Source organism: Candidatus Merdisoma sp. JLR.KK006 (assembly GCF_036941035.1).
Lineage (GTDB): Bacteria > Bacillota > Clostridia > Lachnospirales > Lachnospiraceae > Laedolimicola.
In genome coordinates, this window is sequence record NZ_JAYMNS010000004.1 from 188,218 (window position 1) to 203,053 (window position 14,836).

At 45.5% G+C, this 14,836-nt stretch carries 17 protein-coding genes and 1 pseudogene; 7 read left to right on the plus strand and 11 right to left on the minus strand.

Annotated features, from left to right (window positions below; all coding sequences use genetic code 11):
- Nucleotides 1-158 precede the first annotated feature (158 nt).
- Nucleotides 159-2,573, plus strand: coding sequence for a glycyl radical protein (locus tag VSQ61_RS05300; protein ID WP_334343407.1), 2,415 nt, complete (start codon nt 159-161; stop codon nt 2,571-2,573).
- Between the two features lie 39 nt (nt 2,574-2,612).
- On the opposite strand, the gene VSQ61_RS05305 is transcribed toward VSQ61_RS05300, so the two are convergent.
- The 6 genes from VSQ61_RS05305 to VSQ61_RS22820 form a co-directional block, all read right to left on the minus strand.
- Complete coding sequence (locus VSQ61_RS05305) at nt 2,613-3,023, minus strand: DUF2871 domain-containing protein (RefSeq protein ID WP_334343408.1); 411 nt, start codon at nt 3,021-3,023, stop codon at nt 2,613-2,615.
- Nucleotides 3,024-3,255: 232 nt separating this feature from the next.
- Entirely contained in the window at nt 3,256-4,041 is a 786-nt protein-coding gene (locus VSQ61_RS05310; RefSeq protein ID WP_334343409.1) for a glycyl-radical enzyme activating protein, read from the minus strand.
- A 264-nt stretch (nt 4,042-4,305) separates the two neighbouring features.
- Complete coding sequence (locus VSQ61_RS05315; RefSeq protein WP_334343410.1) at nt 4,306-4,482, minus strand: hypothetical protein; 177 nt, start codon at nt 4,480-4,482, stop codon at nt 4,306-4,308.
- Complete coding sequence (locus VSQ61_RS05320; RefSeq protein ID WP_334343411.1) at nt 4,463-4,732, minus strand: Rossmann-fold NAD(P)-binding domain-containing protein; 270 nt, start codon at nt 4,730-4,732, stop codon at nt 4,463-4,465. The genes VSQ61_RS05315 and VSQ61_RS05320 overlap by 20 nt, the downstream gene beginning before the upstream one ends.
- Nucleotides 4,733-4,969: 237 nt before the next feature.
- Nucleotides 4,970-5,500: an AMP-binding enzyme gene (locus tag VSQ61_RS05325; RefSeq protein ID WP_334343412.1), complete on the minus strand. Its 531-nt coding sequence runs from the start codon at nt 5,498-5,500 to the stop codon at nt 4,970-4,972.
- Nucleotides 5,397-5,792, minus strand: a complete 396-nt coding sequence (locus VSQ61_RS22820; protein WP_350340132.1) for an AMP-binding protein — start codon at nt 5,790-5,792, stop codon at nt 5,397-5,399. The genes VSQ61_RS05325 and VSQ61_RS22820 overlap by 104 nt, the downstream gene beginning before the upstream one ends.
- A 4-nt stretch (nt 5,793-5,796) precedes the next feature.
- Between VSQ61_RS22820 and VSQ61_RS05330 the strand changes: the two genes are divergently transcribed.
- Nucleotides 5,797-6,483, plus strand: coding sequence for a PD-(D/E)XK nuclease domain-containing protein (locus VSQ61_RS05330; protein WP_334343413.1), 687 nt, complete (start codon nt 5,797-5,799; stop codon nt 6,481-6,483).
- Between the two features lie 18 nt (nt 6,484-6,501).
- On the opposite strand, the gene VSQ61_RS05335 is transcribed toward VSQ61_RS05330, so the two are convergent.
- From VSQ61_RS05335 to mnmM, 3 genes are all read right to left on the minus strand, one after another.
- Nucleotides 6,502-7,776, minus strand: coding sequence for a sensor histidine kinase (locus VSQ61_RS05335; protein ID WP_334343414.1), 1,275 nt, complete (start codon nt 7,774-7,776; stop codon nt 6,502-6,504).
- A gap of 10 nt (nt 7,777-7,786) precedes the next feature.
- Nucleotides 7,787-8,458 carry a response regulator transcription factor gene (locus VSQ61_RS05340; protein WP_334343415.1) on the minus strand — a complete coding sequence of 224 codons (672 nt, stop codon included), beginning with the start codon at nt 8,456-8,458 and terminating at the stop codon, nt 7,787-7,789.
- An 84-nt stretch (nt 8,459-8,542) separates the two neighbouring features.
- Entirely contained in the window at nt 8,543-9,109 is a 567-nt protein-coding gene (gene mnmM, locus VSQ61_RS05345) for a tRNA 5-(aminomethyl)-2-thiouridylate-methyltransferase MnmM (RefSeq protein ID WP_334343416.1), read from the minus strand.
- Between the two features lie 306 nt (nt 9,110-9,415).
- On the opposite strand from mnmM, the gene VSQ61_RS05350 reads away from it, so the two are divergent.
- Together VSQ61_RS05350 and VSQ61_RS05355 are read left to right on the plus strand one after the other, a co-directional pair.
- Nucleotides 9,416-9,733, plus strand: coding sequence for a helix-turn-helix domain-containing protein (locus tag VSQ61_RS05350; protein ID WP_334343417.1), 318 nt, complete (start codon nt 9,416-9,418; stop codon nt 9,731-9,733).
- 83 nt (nt 9,734-9,816) lie between these two features.
- A complete protein-coding gene (locus VSQ61_RS05355; protein ID WP_334343419.1) occupies nt 9,817-10,311 on the plus strand; it encodes a zinc-binding dehydrogenase in 495 nt (164 codons plus the stop codon).
- Between the two features lie 13 nt (nt 10,312-10,324).
- On the opposite strand, the gene VSQ61_RS05360 is transcribed toward VSQ61_RS05355, so the two are convergent.
- A complete protein-coding gene (locus VSQ61_RS05360) occupies nt 10,325-11,020 on the minus strand; it encodes a FadR/GntR family transcriptional regulator (RefSeq protein ID WP_334343420.1) in 696 nt (231 codons plus the stop codon).
- A 181-nt stretch (nt 11,021-11,201) separates the two neighbouring features.
- Between VSQ61_RS05360 and VSQ61_RS05365 the strand changes: the two genes are divergently transcribed.
- Entirely contained in the window at nt 11,202-11,330 is a 129-nt protein-coding gene (locus tag VSQ61_RS05365) for a hypothetical protein (protein WP_334343421.1), read from the plus strand.
- Nucleotides 11,331-11,436: 106 nt separating this feature from the next.
- Here the strand turns inward: VSQ61_RS05365 and VSQ61_RS05370 are convergent.
- Nucleotides 11,437-11,667 (minus strand): annotated as a pseudogene (locus tag VSQ61_RS05370) (PBECR3 domain-containing polyvalent protein); the annotation flags it as partial.
- A gap of 93 nt (nt 11,668-11,760) precedes the next feature.
- Here VSQ61_RS05370 and VSQ61_RS05375 point away from each other — a divergent pair.
- Together VSQ61_RS05375 and VSQ61_RS05380 are read left to right on the plus strand one after the other, a co-directional pair.
- Nucleotides 11,761-12,345 carry a hypothetical protein gene (locus VSQ61_RS05375; protein WP_334343422.1) on the plus strand — a complete coding sequence of 195 codons (585 nt, stop codon included), beginning with the start codon at nt 11,761-11,763 and terminating at the stop codon, nt 12,343-12,345.
- A 58-nt stretch (nt 12,346-12,403) separates the two neighbouring features.
- The gene (locus VSQ61_RS05380; RefSeq protein WP_334343423.1) at nt 12,404-14,755 is read left to right on the plus strand and encodes an ABC transporter substrate-binding protein; all 2,352 of its coding nucleotides are present in this window, start codon (nt 12,404-12,406) and stop codon (nt 14,753-14,755) included.
- Nucleotides 14,756-14,836 lie beyond the last annotated feature (81 nt).

Sequence of the window (14,836 nt, forward strand, 5' to 3'; positions counted from 1 at the left end):
TCTTAAATAATCCTACAATATCTTTTTCTAATGAAAGAAAATGTGTTTCGAATAAAAGAGGAAATCAAAATTCCATTGACAAACAGCCAAAAAGATGATAGCATATTCTTGCAAACGAAAATAAATTAATTACGAACGAAACGTTATTGGAGGGCAATATGGAAAATAGGGATCATTTTGGTGCTTTAACAGAACGAATGAAAGCTTTCCGTGAAGAGGTTTTGGATGAGAAGCCTTATGTAGATGCTGAGCGGGCTATTTGGGCAACGGAGGTTTACAAAGAGAACTTAAATCAGCCCCGGGTTATGGTAAGAGCTCTCATGCTGAAAAACATTTTGGAAAAGATGAGTATCTATATTGAGGATAAATCTTTGCTTGCCGGCAATCAGGCAACAAAGAACAGGAATGCCCCTGTCTTTCCGGAATACACCCTGGAATTTGTCTTAAACGAACTGGACCTGTTTGAAAAACGGGACGGCGATGTCTTCTATATTACGGAGGAGACAAAGCAGCAGATTCGTGAGATTGCCCCATTTTGGGAAAACAACAACCTGCGGGCAAGAGGGGAGGCACTTCTTCCGGATGAGGTCAGTGTATTTATGGAGACGGGCGTATTCGGAATGGAGGGCAAATTAAATGCAGGGGATGCACATCTGGCAGTTAACTATGAACGACTTTTGGCAGATGGCTTAAAGGGATACGAAAAGAGAACCAGAGAATGCAGGGCGGCCCTTGAGCTTACGGATCCGGACAGCATTGATAAGAATGTATTTTATAATGCGGTTCTCATTGTTATTGAGGCAGTTCGTGCATTTGCACAGCGATACAGTGTGCTGGCAAAAGAATTGGCCGGGAAAGAAACGGATGCCGACAGAAAAAAAGAGCTTCTTGAAATGAGTGAGATTTGTGCAAAGGTTCCCTATGAACCGGCGGCCTCTTTCCGTGAAGCAGTGCAGTCGGTATGGTTTATCCAACTGATTCTGCAGATTGAGTCCAACGGCCACTCCCTGAGCTATGGCCGGTTTGACCAGTATATGTACCCCTATTATATCAATGATTTGAAAGAAGGCAAAATAACCAAAGAGGAAGCCCTTGAGCTTCTGACCTGTCTGTGGATTAAGACACTGACCATCAATAAGGTGCGTTCTCAGGCTCATACCTTGAGCTCCGCAGGCTCACCTATGTACCAGAATGTTACCATCGGCGGACAGACTGCGGATAAAAAGGATGCCGTGAATGAACTGAGTTTCCTGGTTCTCCAGTCTGTGGCACAGACAAGGCTGACGCAGCCCAATCTGACAGTTCGTTACCATGCAAATCTTGATAAGCATTTCTTTGATGAGTGTATAGAGGTAATGAAGCTGGGATTCGGCATGCCGGCTCTGAATAATGATGAAGTTATCATTCCATCCTTTATGGGTTGGGGGGTAAAAGAAGAGGACGCTTATAATTACAGTGCGATTGGCTGCGTGGAAACGGCAGTTCCCGGAAAATGGGGCTACCGTTGTACGGGTATGTCCTACATCAACTTCCCCAGACTGCTTCTGTGCGTCATGAACAACGGCGTGGATCTCACAAGCGGAAAGCGATTTGTAAAGGGATATGGATACTTCAAAGACATGGCAACCTATGAAGAATTAATGAGTGCATGGGATAAATCTCTTCGGGAGATGACCCGCTACAGCGTAATTGTGGAAAATGCCATTGACAAGGCATCCGAGAGAGATGTTCCGGATATCCTTTGCTCTGCCCTGACGGATGATTGTATTGGACGGGGAAAAACCATCAAAGAGGGCGGTGCGGTTTATGACTTTATCTCCGGTCTTCAGGTGGGCATTGCCAATATGGCAGATTCTCTGGCGGCGATTAAAAAGCTTGTCTATGAGGAAAAGAAGATTACAAAAGAACAGCTTTGGGATGCGATTCTTGATGATTTCCAGTCCCCGGAAAACAAGAAGATTCAGCAGATGCTGATCAATGACGCACCCAAGTACGGAAACGATGATGATGCGGCAGACCTTTTGGTAGTAGAAGCATACGATACCTATCTGGATGAGATTGAGAAATATCCCAGCACCCGTTATAAGAGAGGGCCCATCGGCGGAATCCGGTATGCGGGAACCTCGTCCATCAGTGCCAACGTAGGCCAGGGAATGGGAACCATGGCCACACCGGACGGAAGAAATGCATATGAACCTCTGGCGGAAGGCTGCAGCCCTGCTCACAACGCAGATAAGAATGGCCCCACCGGCGTGTTTAAGTCCATCTCCAAGCTTCGGACGGAAAAGATCACCGGCGGCGTTCTTCTGAATCAGAAGATGACGCCCCAGATGCTGTCCAAGGAGGAAAATAAGCAAAAGCTGGAGATGCTGCTCCGGGCCTTTTTCAACAGGCTGCATGGATATCATGTGCAGTACAACATTGTATCCAGGGAGACGCTTCTGGATGCCCAGGAACATCCGGAGAAGCACAGGGATCTGATTGTCCGCGTGGCGGGATACAGTGCTTTCTTTAATGTACTCTCCAGAAAGACACAGGATGATATTATTGAGAGAACGGAGCAGAGCTTATAGAGTGTTAACTATCTGCCGGCATGGGCACGTGTAACGTGCCTATGCCGCATATTTCCTGATTTTGGACAGGATAAGAATAATGCAGACGCCCATGAAAATATGGCCGATTCCCGCAATGCCGGAGATAGAAGCATCAAGACCCTTGCTCAGCTCGGTTCCCCATACTTGTGTCAGGCCACGCATAAGAAAGCCAAGTCCGGTAATATTCAGGCCGAGCTGATAGGCGATCAAAACTCTGTTCATCTGCTGACCGGAAAAATGAAAAGCTTTTTCGATCAGCATAAGTATCAGAAAAAAGAACATTCCCAGTATAAAGTAATGAGTGTGCAGAAAGGACAGACTTGTCCGCCCGGAAAAACCGCTGAATTTTGTAAATTCTCTGTAAAATACTCCAAAAATCATAGCAACAATTGCATAAGCCAAAGATAAGTCTGCGTAGCGTTTGATCATATCTGTTTTCTCCTTTTATACATTTCAAATTTGCTTCTGAGATTCCCTGTAAAGCTGCCAGCCTATGAGGATGATCCACACATAGGCCGTTGTTTTCGGAATCGTAAGAACTCCCACGATGGGAACGATGCTGCTGAACAGGACTACGGGCAGATACAATAGGTCAAAAACAGTTTCTCCAATTGCCTGTGGTATAAATATTCCTTCTGGTACAAGACTGTAATAATAAAATTTATCGAAAAGAAGCTTCTAGCCCATCCTTTAAAAAGATATCCAGATAGGCTTGCAGATTCTCCGGATGAAGCTGATTCATGCCGGACATTTCATAGGGGATGCCCAACTGTTCGTATTTTTTTTCCCCAAACTGATGGAAAGGAAGCAGATGAACCTCCGTTATTCCCATATCCTTTAGAAGAGCAGCCATTCCTGTGGCGGCTTTTTTGTTGGCGTTAAAGCCGGGAATGACGGGAATCCGTGCAATAACCGGAATCTTTTGCTCCAGGGCATAACGCATATTTTCTAAAATAATATCATTATACACTCCTGTTTTCTCATGGTGCATTTCCCGATCCCAATGCTTCATATCAAAAAGCAGCAGATCAATATTCTGAATAAATTCCGAAAATACCTCATGTGAAGCAAAGCCCGTTGTCTCCGCCGCACAGTGGAGAGAGTGCTTATGGGCTTCTTTTAAAAGTGCATTGGCAAAGGCGTGCTGCTGAAGAACCTCACCGCCGGAAAGCGTGATGCCGCCCCCGGATTCTTCATAGAAACAGCGATCTTTTTCTACCTCCGCAATCACCTGATCTACCGTCCACTCCTTTCCGGCCAGCTTGGGATCGCCGGAGGCAAGGGCCGCTTCCCGGTTGCGGTTCTGGGACTCCGGATTGGAACACCATCGGCAGCTTAAGGGGCATCCGGCAAAGAATACAGTGGAGCGAATACCGGGACCGTCGTTGATGCTGAACTTTTGGATGTTAAAAATAAGACCTTTTAATGTATTGTCAATAGTCGGCATAAGAATCTCCTATTTAAAGTTCTGTAATATTGAATAGCTGCTGATAGTTTATCATGAAATGCAGTGTTTGTAAATAAAAAGAAAGTGTTATATATTTCAAAAGAAATAAAAATACACGGTTTTGGAAAGTAAAATACTAGAAATCGATATTTGTTCTTTTCTGTTGTGAAATTAAACAATCTACGGTCAGGAATCTGCCCGGATCGGCCTAAACATTTTATAGCCAGTCCGGACAGATGTTAAAAGTAGCTTTTTAACTGATTTTTATACTTTAAAATATCCAAGGCTGCGGAAATAATTAATATAACCCGTAAGGTATTCCATATCAGTCTCATTCCATTCAAAGCCAATCTGCTTTAAAAACCATACCGTAAAACCATTCACAATATGTATCCGGCTGTCATACAGAAGATGTCCGTTCTCATTTCTCATCCAGATCATTCTGAAACGCCTCATAAATATATTCTCTGTCAGGATCTAAAATCGTCTGGTTTAATGCTTTGCTGAATTCGGCTTCCTCAACCACTTTCATGGAAATCCCAAGTGCATGTACAATTTCAAGAAATCGGTTAAAATAAACGGGACGATTGCTGTAAAGATGTAATACGGTCTGCCTGTCTGCATACTGTGCAATCCGCACGATTCCCTCGGCAGTCAAATCTACAGGGGAAAATTCGGAGTACAGGGGCATTAAGGGTTTTCTTTTCCGGCATCCACTTTGCATCTATCTGATTTCTTGCAAACAGTTCTTCATAGGCTTCAAAATCAGTAGCACTATATTGGATCCCCGGCCTCTTCCCCGTTTCCAAGACTTCACACAGGGTTTGCACTGTGGGAAAATCAAACACCTCCTGCAGGGCGAAGTCAATCCCCTATGCTGTGGGCCAATGCCATATATTCCATTGCTGTCAGACTGTCCCCTCCAAGCTCAAAAAATCATCCCCGATCTCCGCCAGCTCAAGAGAAAGAATCTCTTCCAAAAGGCTGCAAAGCTTTTGCTCGGCTTTGTCCTTGGGGCGATATACTCCCTCTCCTGTGCAGTGAGATCCGGCTTTGGAAGATTCTTCCGATCTGTCTTTCCGCTGGGGGTCATGGGCATGTCTGTCAAATGTACAAAATAATTGGGCACCATGTATCTGGGAAGACGGGCTGCCAGATGGCTTCGCAGCTCTTTTTCCTCGATCACCTTTTCTGCCGTGTAATAACCAGTCAGATACTGGCGGCCGTTTTCCTCTCGCCCGTCTGTGACTGCCACAAGCCGAATTCCCGGAAAAGCAGCCATAGCACTCTCGATCTCGCTGAGTTCAATACGCAGTCCCCGGAGCTTTACCTGGGTATCGATCCGCTCCAGATATTCAATCTCTCCGTCTGCCCGCCACCGCCCCAGATCTCCTGTCTGGCTCCAGAATGTAGAGCTGCGTGTTGGCAATGGGACGGCCGATGGTGATGTCAATGCCATCTTTCAATTCATTGACTATTGAGCAAACTGTTGTTTCTGTCGGTCCATAAATATTGTAAACTTTATTCTGGGGGCAATGATTCTTTATTTCTTCATATAACTTCTTTGGAAATACCTCTCCACCTATTACAAAGCTTGCAATCTTTGAAAGGAAGCTTTTTTCCTTACTGTTTCTGATATGGCTTTGCAGTTTGGTAGGCGTTTGAAACAAAAAGGAATCCTCGTATCTTCCTATAATTCTTTTAAAATCCCTTTGATTTACTATTTGTTTTTTCTTTACAATTGCTTTCACAGAAATGCAGGCGCATACTGCTCTGATTTTCTATGAACTGGTGAATAGCCTGCTTTCCGCCGGTAGGGTTCGGGTAAATACCGCAACTTTTCACAATGATATGACAACCTTTCACAGTAAGGATGACGTGCTGACGCTTTTGATCCATTTGGGTTATCTTGCATATGATTTTGCCAGTCAGGAGGTATTTATCCCCAATTATGAGATTTCCGGAGAGTTTAAAACAGCGCTTCAGGGAGCAGGCTGGGATACAGTCGTGAAAGCGGTGGATGAGTCGGAACAATTGCTGAGAAACACCTGGAATAAAAGAGAGGATCTGGTGGCAGCGGCGTTGGAGCAGATGCACATGGAAACCTCTATTCTAACCTACAACGATGAAAATTCTCTTTCCTGTGTTATGTCGCTGGCTTATTACAGTGCTCGTATTTATTACACAGAGATTCGGGAACTTCCAACAGGTGAGGGATATGCAGACATTGTGTATCTGCCAAGGAAAAATCACCTTGATAAACCTGCCCTGCTCATAGAATTGAAATGGGATAAATCAAAAAAGGGTGCCATTGAACAGATAAAAGAACGAAAATATGGAAAAGCTTTGGAAGATTATGTGGGGAAGCTCTTGCTAGTGGGTATTAACTATGATAAAAAGACAAAGAAGCATGAATGCGTCATTGAAGAATATCATAAGTAGGGGGACTGCGAGCGGGATTTAAAGGACAATCGTAAACGTACTCCCTCCCCCAGGCGTATCGCCCACCAGGATTTTCCCCTGGTGGGCCTTTATAATTTCCGAAGCAATAGACAATCCCAGCCCAAAGTGTCCTTTTTTGCTGCGGGCCTGATCCGCACGATAAAACCGGTCAAAGATATGTGCTTTTTCCGAATCCGGAATCCCAATCCCATTATCCGCTACCTGCATGCGGTACCCCCTGGCATCAAAAGTAAGGGACAGATGGATCTGTCCGTTGCTTGGCGTATAACTGATCCCGTTGTGAAGCAGAATGGAAAGCACCTGCCGGATTCGTTCCGGATCACAGGAACAGGGAGGAAGGGAATGTTCCGGAAGCTCAATGAAAAGACGGATGGACTTTTCCGCAGCTACAGGCTCAAAGGCCTCAAAGGTCTCCAATAAAAGAGTATCCAGCTCCGTAGGACGCTTTTCTATAGTCCAGGTATGATTTTCCATATGAGTTAAAAGAAGCATATCCTCAATGAGCCCGGACATACGAGAACCCTCAGACTGAATAGAATCCAGAAAATGCGCCCGCTCTTCCTCATTTCCGTATCGGGAAGCGGATGTACAGGAGAGAATCACGGCCAGAGGCGTACGAAGCTCATGGGAAGCCGCAGCAATAAATTGGGTCTGCCTTTGCTGGTTCTCTTCCAGAGGGCGAAGAAGCCGCTTGGTAAAATGCCAGGAGAAGAGAAAAAGAGCGGCAGCCGTCAGTGCGGTCAGAAGGGCAAACAAAAGCCTCTGTGTATGGATTTGCTGCTGCAGTGCGGTAAGAGGCATCAAAATCATAATTTCCAGGCTTCCGCCATTTCGCTCTGTGATAATAGCGCATCCATAGTAGTCAGAGGAGCCAAGCCCCTTAGAGGAAAAGTCAAACTCCGTGCAGGAGAAAGGGCCAGGCTCCAAAGACAGAATCTGAAAATGCTCCTGATAATAATTCCAGGCCATTTCAAAAAGCACTGTCTGTTCGGGAGAAGGCTTTCGGTTAAAGAGAAGCGGAGTGCCGTTATCCAGGACTTGGATGGAATAGGTCCCCTGATTCTCAATCCTGGAAAGCTGATCCCAGGTAAGGATACTGCTTACCATAAGGGTGTCTGCAATATCCTCCATTTCATTTTGGAAAGCAGTAAAGCTGCTGCTTTTTAAGCTTTTTTCTGAGATATAGAGGTAGCCCCAGGACATAACAGCTAAAATAAAAAATGTAATGCCGGCGCAAAGAGCAGCCAGGCGGAGATGTACTTTGCGAAACATAAGCGCTCCTTTAAGCCTCTATTCGGTATCCGATACCTCGGACGGTTCGCAGGTGGACAGAGCTTCCAACAGCTTTCAGCCGCCGCCTGAGAAAATGAATATAATTATCCAGATTGCCTTCCTCCACATCGCTGTCTATGCCCCAGACCCGAGTGAGCAAAAGTGATCGGGAAAGTGTCTGACCGGAATTGCGCAGAAAGGCTTCCAAAAGGGCCCCTTCTCTTTTGGACATACTGCAGGAGCCTTCCGGACCTGCAAGCGTATTTTCTCCCAGGCAATAGGTTAAATCCCCCAAGGTAAGCTGATCATCCTGTGTCATGCGCCGTGGACGGCGGGTGATACAGCGGATTCGAGCCATCAATTCCTCAAATGCAAAGGGCTTCACCAGATAATCGTCCGCACCGGAATCCAGCCCTGTTACCTTGTCATCCAGGGAACCGAGAGCGGTAATAAGAATCACAGGCGTTTCGTTATGGGCCTGGCGCATTCGCTCAAGGATTTCCGTGCCGCTGATAAAGGGGAGCATTCGGTCCAACAGAATCAAATCAGGGATATTTTCTTCAATATAATAGAGAGCTTCCTCTCCGTCCTGGCAGGTGTCAACAAGAAATCCCTCTTTCTTTAACTGAAAGGCCAGGGATTCGTTTAGCTTTTTGTCATCTTCTACTAATAAAATTCGCATAAGGACTCCCGAGTAAGGTTTACTATATGGTATATCCATATTATAGCTAAATTTAGCATATAAATCTTTAAGATTTCTCTAAATTTAAAGCCGGATTACCAGCACAGGGATCGGCGGATTTTTGGGCCGGTTATAATATTGGGAAACAATTACAAGAAATTGTTTTGGACTTAGCCCCTTGAGATAATTTAGTACGGCATCCCGTTCCTCAAAACCGCTGTCACCGCCGCTGTAGATGCAGATAGTCATTATCCCGCCTTTTTTCAGAAGAGAAAGACCTTGTTCGATCGCAGTTAAGGTGGAATCAGACCTTGTGGCAAGCATATGATCCCCGGAGGGCAGATAGCCCAGATTGAAAACAATACAGCTTACACTTTCCGGCTTGGCATAGGTGCTGAGGTGTTCGTGGCTTTTAAGAAGCAAAGTGTAGGAAGAGCCCGGGACACTGTTGGCTTCCAAAAGGGCTTTTGTGTGCAAGAGTGCTTCCTCTTGGATATCAAAGGCAATACAATGCCCCAACGGACCTGCCAATTGGCAGAGCAGCAGGGTATCATTGCCATTTCCCATAGTGGCATCCATGCAGAGATCGCCCGGCTTTACCTGCTGTTTTAAGAAAGAATGATACCAGTCAGTGACCTGAATATTATCCATAAAAATCTCCTCCTTGCTTGTTCCATTTTATCATAAAAGATCCTTTTCCGCATAGCGGAAAAGGAAGTTCAGGGATGCCCATGCGCCATTTCCGGCTTTGGTTTATGGTAGTTCGGCAATGAGATGCATGTGGGTTTGCTATAATTTTTCTGCCAGATGCAAGCGGACAGTGACTTAAGCTTTTGGATATTATTAAACGAAATGATTTGAATAAATTCAGATATAATGCATATAATGTTTTTATGTTTAATATAATTGACAATATACTGCTTTTTGTTTATTATATTAAACATAAGGAGTAAAAACATGAGTAAAAAATCAGCACCAATCATGCCTAAAACACAAAAGACTTTAGGAACTATGGGGGAACAGATTAAGATGGCTCGGCTGCGCCGCAATCTTTCTATGGAATTGGTTGCGGAAAGGGCCGGCATCAGTCGAGCTACCTTGTGGGCTGTAGAAAAAGGAACACCAACTGTGGCAATTGGAACCTATGCAGCAGTGCTGCATGCTTTAGGCGGAATGGACAAAGATTTTGAACAGATTGCCAGGGATGATGAATTTGGAAAAAAACTTCAAGAACTGAATATTCCTACAAGGGCGAGAGCGAAGAGGAGCAAATAAAGGATGGCAAATGTTGATAGAGTGTATGCATATGAAAATTGGAGGGGTCCAAATCCGGAAAAAAATAGGAACACTATATATTGATGGCTGTAGAGGCAGAGGGTGCGAAGGTTATTGCAGCAGGAACAAATGTGGATGAAAAGCGTCTGCAGACAGCAAAATCACTGGGGCTTGACTACACGATTAATGTACAGACAGAGGAATTGAAAAAGTTGGTGGATGAGCTTACGGATGGATACGGTGTAGATGTGGTTTTAGAGTGTTCGGGTTCGGAGGCGGGAATTCGCTCCGGGCTTGAAATGATAAAGAAGCGAGGATGGTTCTGCCAGATTGGTTTGACAGGAAAGCCGATTACCTTTGATATTGAAACAATTTGCTATAAAGAGCTGCATTATAGTGGCTCTATGGCCTCACGCTATTTGAACTGGGAGAAGGGAATCAGGCTGATACAGCAGGGGCTTGTTAAGCTTGAGCCGTTGGCTTCTCATCATTTTCCTCTGAAAGAGTGGGAAAAGGCATTTCAGATGTTTCGTGAAAAACAGGGCTTAAAACTGATCCTGAGAGTCCCGCAAGAGTAAAGAAGAGTGGGGATTATTTTGTGGCGGGTGTTTCGCTTTCTGATTCGTAAAGCCGCTTTAGATTTTCGCATGCATAATCCATATGCGCCTGCATCAGCGTTTCGGCCTGCTCTTTGTTTCGGGAGCGGACAGCGTCTAGAATTGCTTGGTGATCTTTAACAGCAGTGTTCGGTCTGCCGATTTTTTTGGCCACCCTCCATGTCTTATGGAGGGTGCTGTTAAGCAGATCCTCACAGAGCACATAGATACTTTTTAACGCACTGTTGTCCGTGGCTTCAGCAAGACCTCTGTGGAAAGCGCTTTCCAGAGTGGAGCCATTGCCGCCCTCGGCCATCAACGTTGCCATCTTATCAATTCCGTCCTGAAGTTCGTTGATTTGTTCCTCTGTAATATGCTCCACAGCCTTTTTGACAATATAATTTTCCAGAACAGATCGGACTTCCATAATCTCAATCATGGAAATTTCATCTGGATTCACGGTCTTTGAAATATTATTTACAATTTCATCAAAAGAAAGCTGCCGCACATAACTTAAGCCATCCTGCAGCTCTAACACGTTGTTATCAACCATAATGCGAATGGCTTCCCGGATCACGGTCCGGCTTACTCCCATGCTTTCCGCCAATGCACGTTCGGTGGGAAGCATGGGAGTAAGCCGGACTTTAGTTCTCCGGAGCTGATTCTGGCATATAAATTTTAAAATGCTCAATTCGTTATTAAATATATCTCTAATTTCTATGAAATTTTCTGAAGATATTTTTCATGACATGGTATGATTTTAATGAAATAAAAAGTTATACATTTAGAGCGATATGATGATAATTATCAAAAAATAACAAAAGCAAAGCGAGGAGATATCTATAAATAATGTAATAGGAAGGAGTGGACTTATGAGTGCGTTGACAAAAGAGGCTGTTGATCTTATGGAAATTTTACCGGAAAGCGAACAAAATTTTGCATTAGAATTTATCAAAAAGGCAGGTAACAAAAATTGTTGCCTGCCTAATGTAGTTGAATGAAATAGGTGGGTGACAATCCACATCTCCTAACCATGGGCGACGGCCGCCTGTTCCGTCCTCAGATTCCATTCAGTAACATTCTATGCATTTATAATTTTATTATACATTAATCAGAATTTATATCAAGTTTTTTTAAAGTGCCCTTTTCAAGGTATCTCTCAGCATTACAAGTGCTTAATAAATGCAATGTTTTGGCATAGCATCGATTGCCAGAATTAATTCGGACTGCTGTCCGAACATATTCTCTATTTACTTCATACAACTTTACAAAAAGAATGGAGGAATCCTTTGGATTCACGCCAACATAATCAGGTGAATTTATAATTACTCCGATATCACGGAAATATTTTTCTTGAAAATTTTAGAGAAAAAATAGAGACTCCCTTGTTATCATACAATCACAATACAAAAGAAAGACGAGGAGAAACCTATGAAAAAGAATCTATGGAAACAAATGAGAATGTTTGCCCTTGCAGGCATAATGAGCTTAGCGCTCTTAGGGTGCGGAGGAAGTGATGACCCAAAGGACGAAACGCCTGTTCAGGAAGAAGGACAGCCGGATGCTTTGGAGCCGGAAGAAAAGGAGTCACCGGAAACATCTCAGTCACCCACGGAAAATGCTCCGAATCAGGGAGAAGACGCGGATAAAAAAGTTGAAAATGCAAATGCGCAGAAAAATGAAGGACCTATCGGAGAAATCACAACATTAGGCGACGGACAGTTTACCATCAAAGAGTTCTACCAAGAGACAGGGGAGGATGGAAGCGAGATTCTGGCTTCCCCGGCAGAAGGTGTTGAAGATGAGGCCGGAACGGAATTAGATACGCTCACAGTGCTCTGCGATGAAAATACCCGCATTTATAAACGGACCATCCGGGACGGTGGAGCCAGCTATGAGGATTCGGAAAGCTCTTTCGAAAAGCTGGAAAAGGGCATGCAGGTAAATCTCAAAGGAAGCTATGAGGGCGATGCATACCGGGCATCTGAGGTTCAGATTGTGGATGTGATTCTGTAAAGCAAGGTATAGTTCATCTTAATCGAATGAAAGCAGAAAGGAGAAATGGATACAAAACATGAAAAAGAAAGGATTCAGACAAATAACAGCATGGCTTATGCTGATGCTGCTGGTATTTGCCGGCGGATGCGGCAAAGGGGGCGGTACCACGCCCGAGACCACATCCCCGCCATCCGGTTCGGGCGAAGCCGGGGAAGAGGGAGACAAAGAACAGAGCATGGGTCGTTATCTGGAATACCAGATCGAGCTTCCGGAGGAATTTGAGTATGCCGATTCCTGGGGGGCATCGGCCGTACAGCTCTTAGAGAGCGGAGAAATCGCCCTGCTGAATGAAAGCGTGGGACTGTATGTGTCCGCAGATAAGGGTGAGACCTGGGAGGCAAGGTCCGCTTCCTGGCTGACGGAATTGTCCGCTAAGGAGGCTTATATCTCCAATCTTGCACTGGCGCCGGACGGGTCAGCGGCCGCTATTTATGCCGGGGGAGTGGATGCGCCGGAAGATGAAAAGGAAGGCTACCATCCTAAATATATCTATGTAGATTCGGAAGGAACACAGAAACCGATTCAGTATACGGATGATGGGGATAACCTGAATGTGCTTTCCTTTGGAAAAGACAGCAGTCTTTACGGCTTCAGCATGGGGGGAAGCGTATATGAGATCAACCGGGAAGACGGTTCCGTACAGGAGATTTGCAAGGCAGACGGAATGACAGATTATGTCTGCTTTACCGAAAAATATATGGTAATCCTTACGACCAGAACCGTAGAGCTCTACGATTTGGAGGCAAAGACCCTGGCCGATAAGGATGAGGTGATTCAAAGCTTCATTTCCGAGGAAGTAGGCGGGGAGGTTGGCAGCAACTCCGGCAGCCATAGTGTGGTGATGGCTTCCGGGGAAGAGGATGTAATCTACCTGGCTCTGGAGAAAGGACTTTACCGTCATGTGGCGGGAGGAACTGTTGTGGAGCAGATAGCGGACGGGAGTATGAATTCTCTGGGAGATCCGCAGATGTACTTGCAGGGAATGATTGCCCTGCCCGAAGACGAATTTATCATTTTATATAACGGTCCCAAACTTTGTCACTATGTCTACGATGCTAGCGTGCCGTCAGTACCGGAGGAACAGCTTACCATCTATAGCCTTGAGGACGAATACACCATCCGGCAGGCCGTAAGCCTGTATCAGAAAAAGAATCCGGGTGTTTATATCCGCTATGAGGTGGGAATGACCGGCGATGACGGTGTAGTTCGTGAGGATGCCATCAAAAATCTGAATACGAAGATCATGTCAGGAAGCGGCCCCGATCTCATAGTGCTGAACGGACTTCCGGAACAGTCCTATAAGGAAAAAGGCATACTTGCGGATTTGACAGAGCTGGAAAAGGGTCTGACCGGAGAAAATGCCCTGTTTCCCAATCTGGTAGACGCATTTCGTGAGGGCGGAAAGCTATATTCCCTGCCTGTACGTTTCCGGCTGCCGTTGGTTGTGGGAGATCCGGACACGGTAAAGGGAATTACCGATCTTGCTTCCGTGGCAGATGCCGTGGAAAGGCTGAGACAGGAGCATCCCCAGGGCGCCATCACACGGCAGATTACAGAGGAACAGGTGTTGTATACCCTGGGACTGTCCTGCTCCGGCGCATGGCTGCGTGAGGATGGAAGCATTGATGAGGCAAAGCTTACGGAATTCCTTACACAGGCAAAACGGATCTACGAGGCGGAAATCGCAGGCTGGGATCAGGCAGAACTGAAAGAAATGCAGGAGCGCATAATCAGTCTGTGGGGTCAGGTGGACGGCCTTGTATGGGAAGATTTTAGTGCAAGCGTATTCTCCGTTTCCGTAGATATCGCTATGGAGGATGCTTATCTGGGAATCGGAACATCCAAGGGAATGAATGCGGACTTTAATGTGGTAGCTACGCTGACGGACCAGGAAAGCAACATAGACTATGCCCCCTATCCTGGACAGGTGCCGAACAGCTTTGTACCCGATACCTGCGTTGGAATCTATGCCAATTCCATAGAAAATGAACTGGCTCTTGACTTTTTCCGTTTCCTTTTTGACCAGGAACTGCAGGATTTGGATTTGCCGGGAGGAATGCCTATGAATATGGCATCCTTCGAGAAGCAGAAAATCAACCCCAACGAGGGCAAGGCGAACAGCAGCTTTTCCATAGGAAGCAGCAGCGAAAACGGGAAATCCCTTAGTCTGGAAATCCTGTGGGTGACAGATGAGCATTTTCAGCGCATCCATGATATTGTAGATGCTGCAGATACAGCCAACCGCAGCGATTCCATCATCGAGCAGACTGTTCAGGAGATAGGCTCCAAGGCACTGAGCGGAAGTATCAGCGTGGAAGATGCGGTGAAAGAAATTGTGAAAAAGGCAGCCATTTATCTGGCAGAGTAAAAAGACGGAACTGGAATCAGTAAGAGCCTGCCAGTGCACAAATCGATTTACAGACACATGCATTTGTGGCTGGAAATTGAT

Bases quoted from the DNA above. Each gene is read 5' to 3' on its own strand.
- VSQ61_RS05300 (WP_334343407.1), top strand. From the start codon at position 159: ATGGAAAATAGGGATCATTTTGGTGCTTTAACAGAACGAATGAAAGCT.
- VSQ61_RS05305 (WP_334343408.1), bottom strand. From the start codon at position 3,023: ATGATCAAACGCTACGCAGACTTATCTTTGGCTTATGCAATTGTTGCT.
- VSQ61_RS05310 (WP_334343409.1), bottom strand. From the start codon at position 4,041: ATGCCGACTATTGACAATACATTAAAAGGTCTTATTTTTAACATCCAA.
- VSQ61_RS05315 (WP_334343410.1), bottom strand. From the start codon at position 4,482: ATGATCTGGATGAGAAATGAGAACGGACATCTTCTGTATGACAGCCGG.
- VSQ61_RS05320 (WP_334343411.1), bottom strand. From the start codon at position 4,732: ATGCCCCTGTACTCCGAATTTTCCCCTGTAGATTTGACTGCCGAGGGA.
- VSQ61_RS05325 (WP_334343412.1), bottom strand. From the start codon at position 5,500: ATGGCATTGACATCACCATCGGCCGTCCCATTGCCAACACGCAGCTCT.
- VSQ61_RS05330 (WP_334343413.1), top strand. From the start codon at position 5,797: ATGCAGGCGCATACTGCTCTGATTTTCTATGAACTGGTGAATAGCCTG.
- VSQ61_RS05335 (WP_334343414.1), bottom strand. From the start codon at position 7,776: ATGTTTCGCAAAGTACATCTCCGCCTGGCTGCTCTTTGCGCCGGCATT.
- VSQ61_RS05340 (WP_334343415.1), bottom strand. From the start codon at position 8,458: ATGCGAATTTTATTAGTAGAAGATGACAAAAAGCTAAACGAATCCCTG.
- mnmM (WP_334343416.1), bottom strand. From the start codon at position 9,109: ATGGATAATATTCAGGTCACTGACTGGTATCATTCTTTCTTAAAACAG.
- VSQ61_RS05350 (WP_334343417.1), top strand. From the start codon at position 9,416: ATGAGTAAAAAATCAGCACCAATCATGCCTAAAACACAAAAGACTTTA.
- VSQ61_RS05355 (WP_334343419.1), top strand. From the start codon at position 9,817: ATGGCTGTAGAGGCAGAGGGTGCGAAGGTTATTGCAGCAGGAACAAAT.
- VSQ61_RS05365 (WP_334343421.1), top strand. From the start codon at position 11,202: ATGAGTGCGTTGACAAAAGAGGCTGTTGATCTTATGGAAATTTTACCG.
- VSQ61_RS05375 (WP_334343422.1), top strand. From the start codon at position 11,761: ATGAAAAAGAATCTATGGAAACAAATGAGAATGTTTGCCCTTGCAGGC.
- VSQ61_RS05380 (WP_334343423.1), top strand. From the start codon at position 12,404: ATGAAAAAGAAAGGATTCAGACAAATAACAGCATGGCTTATGCTGATG.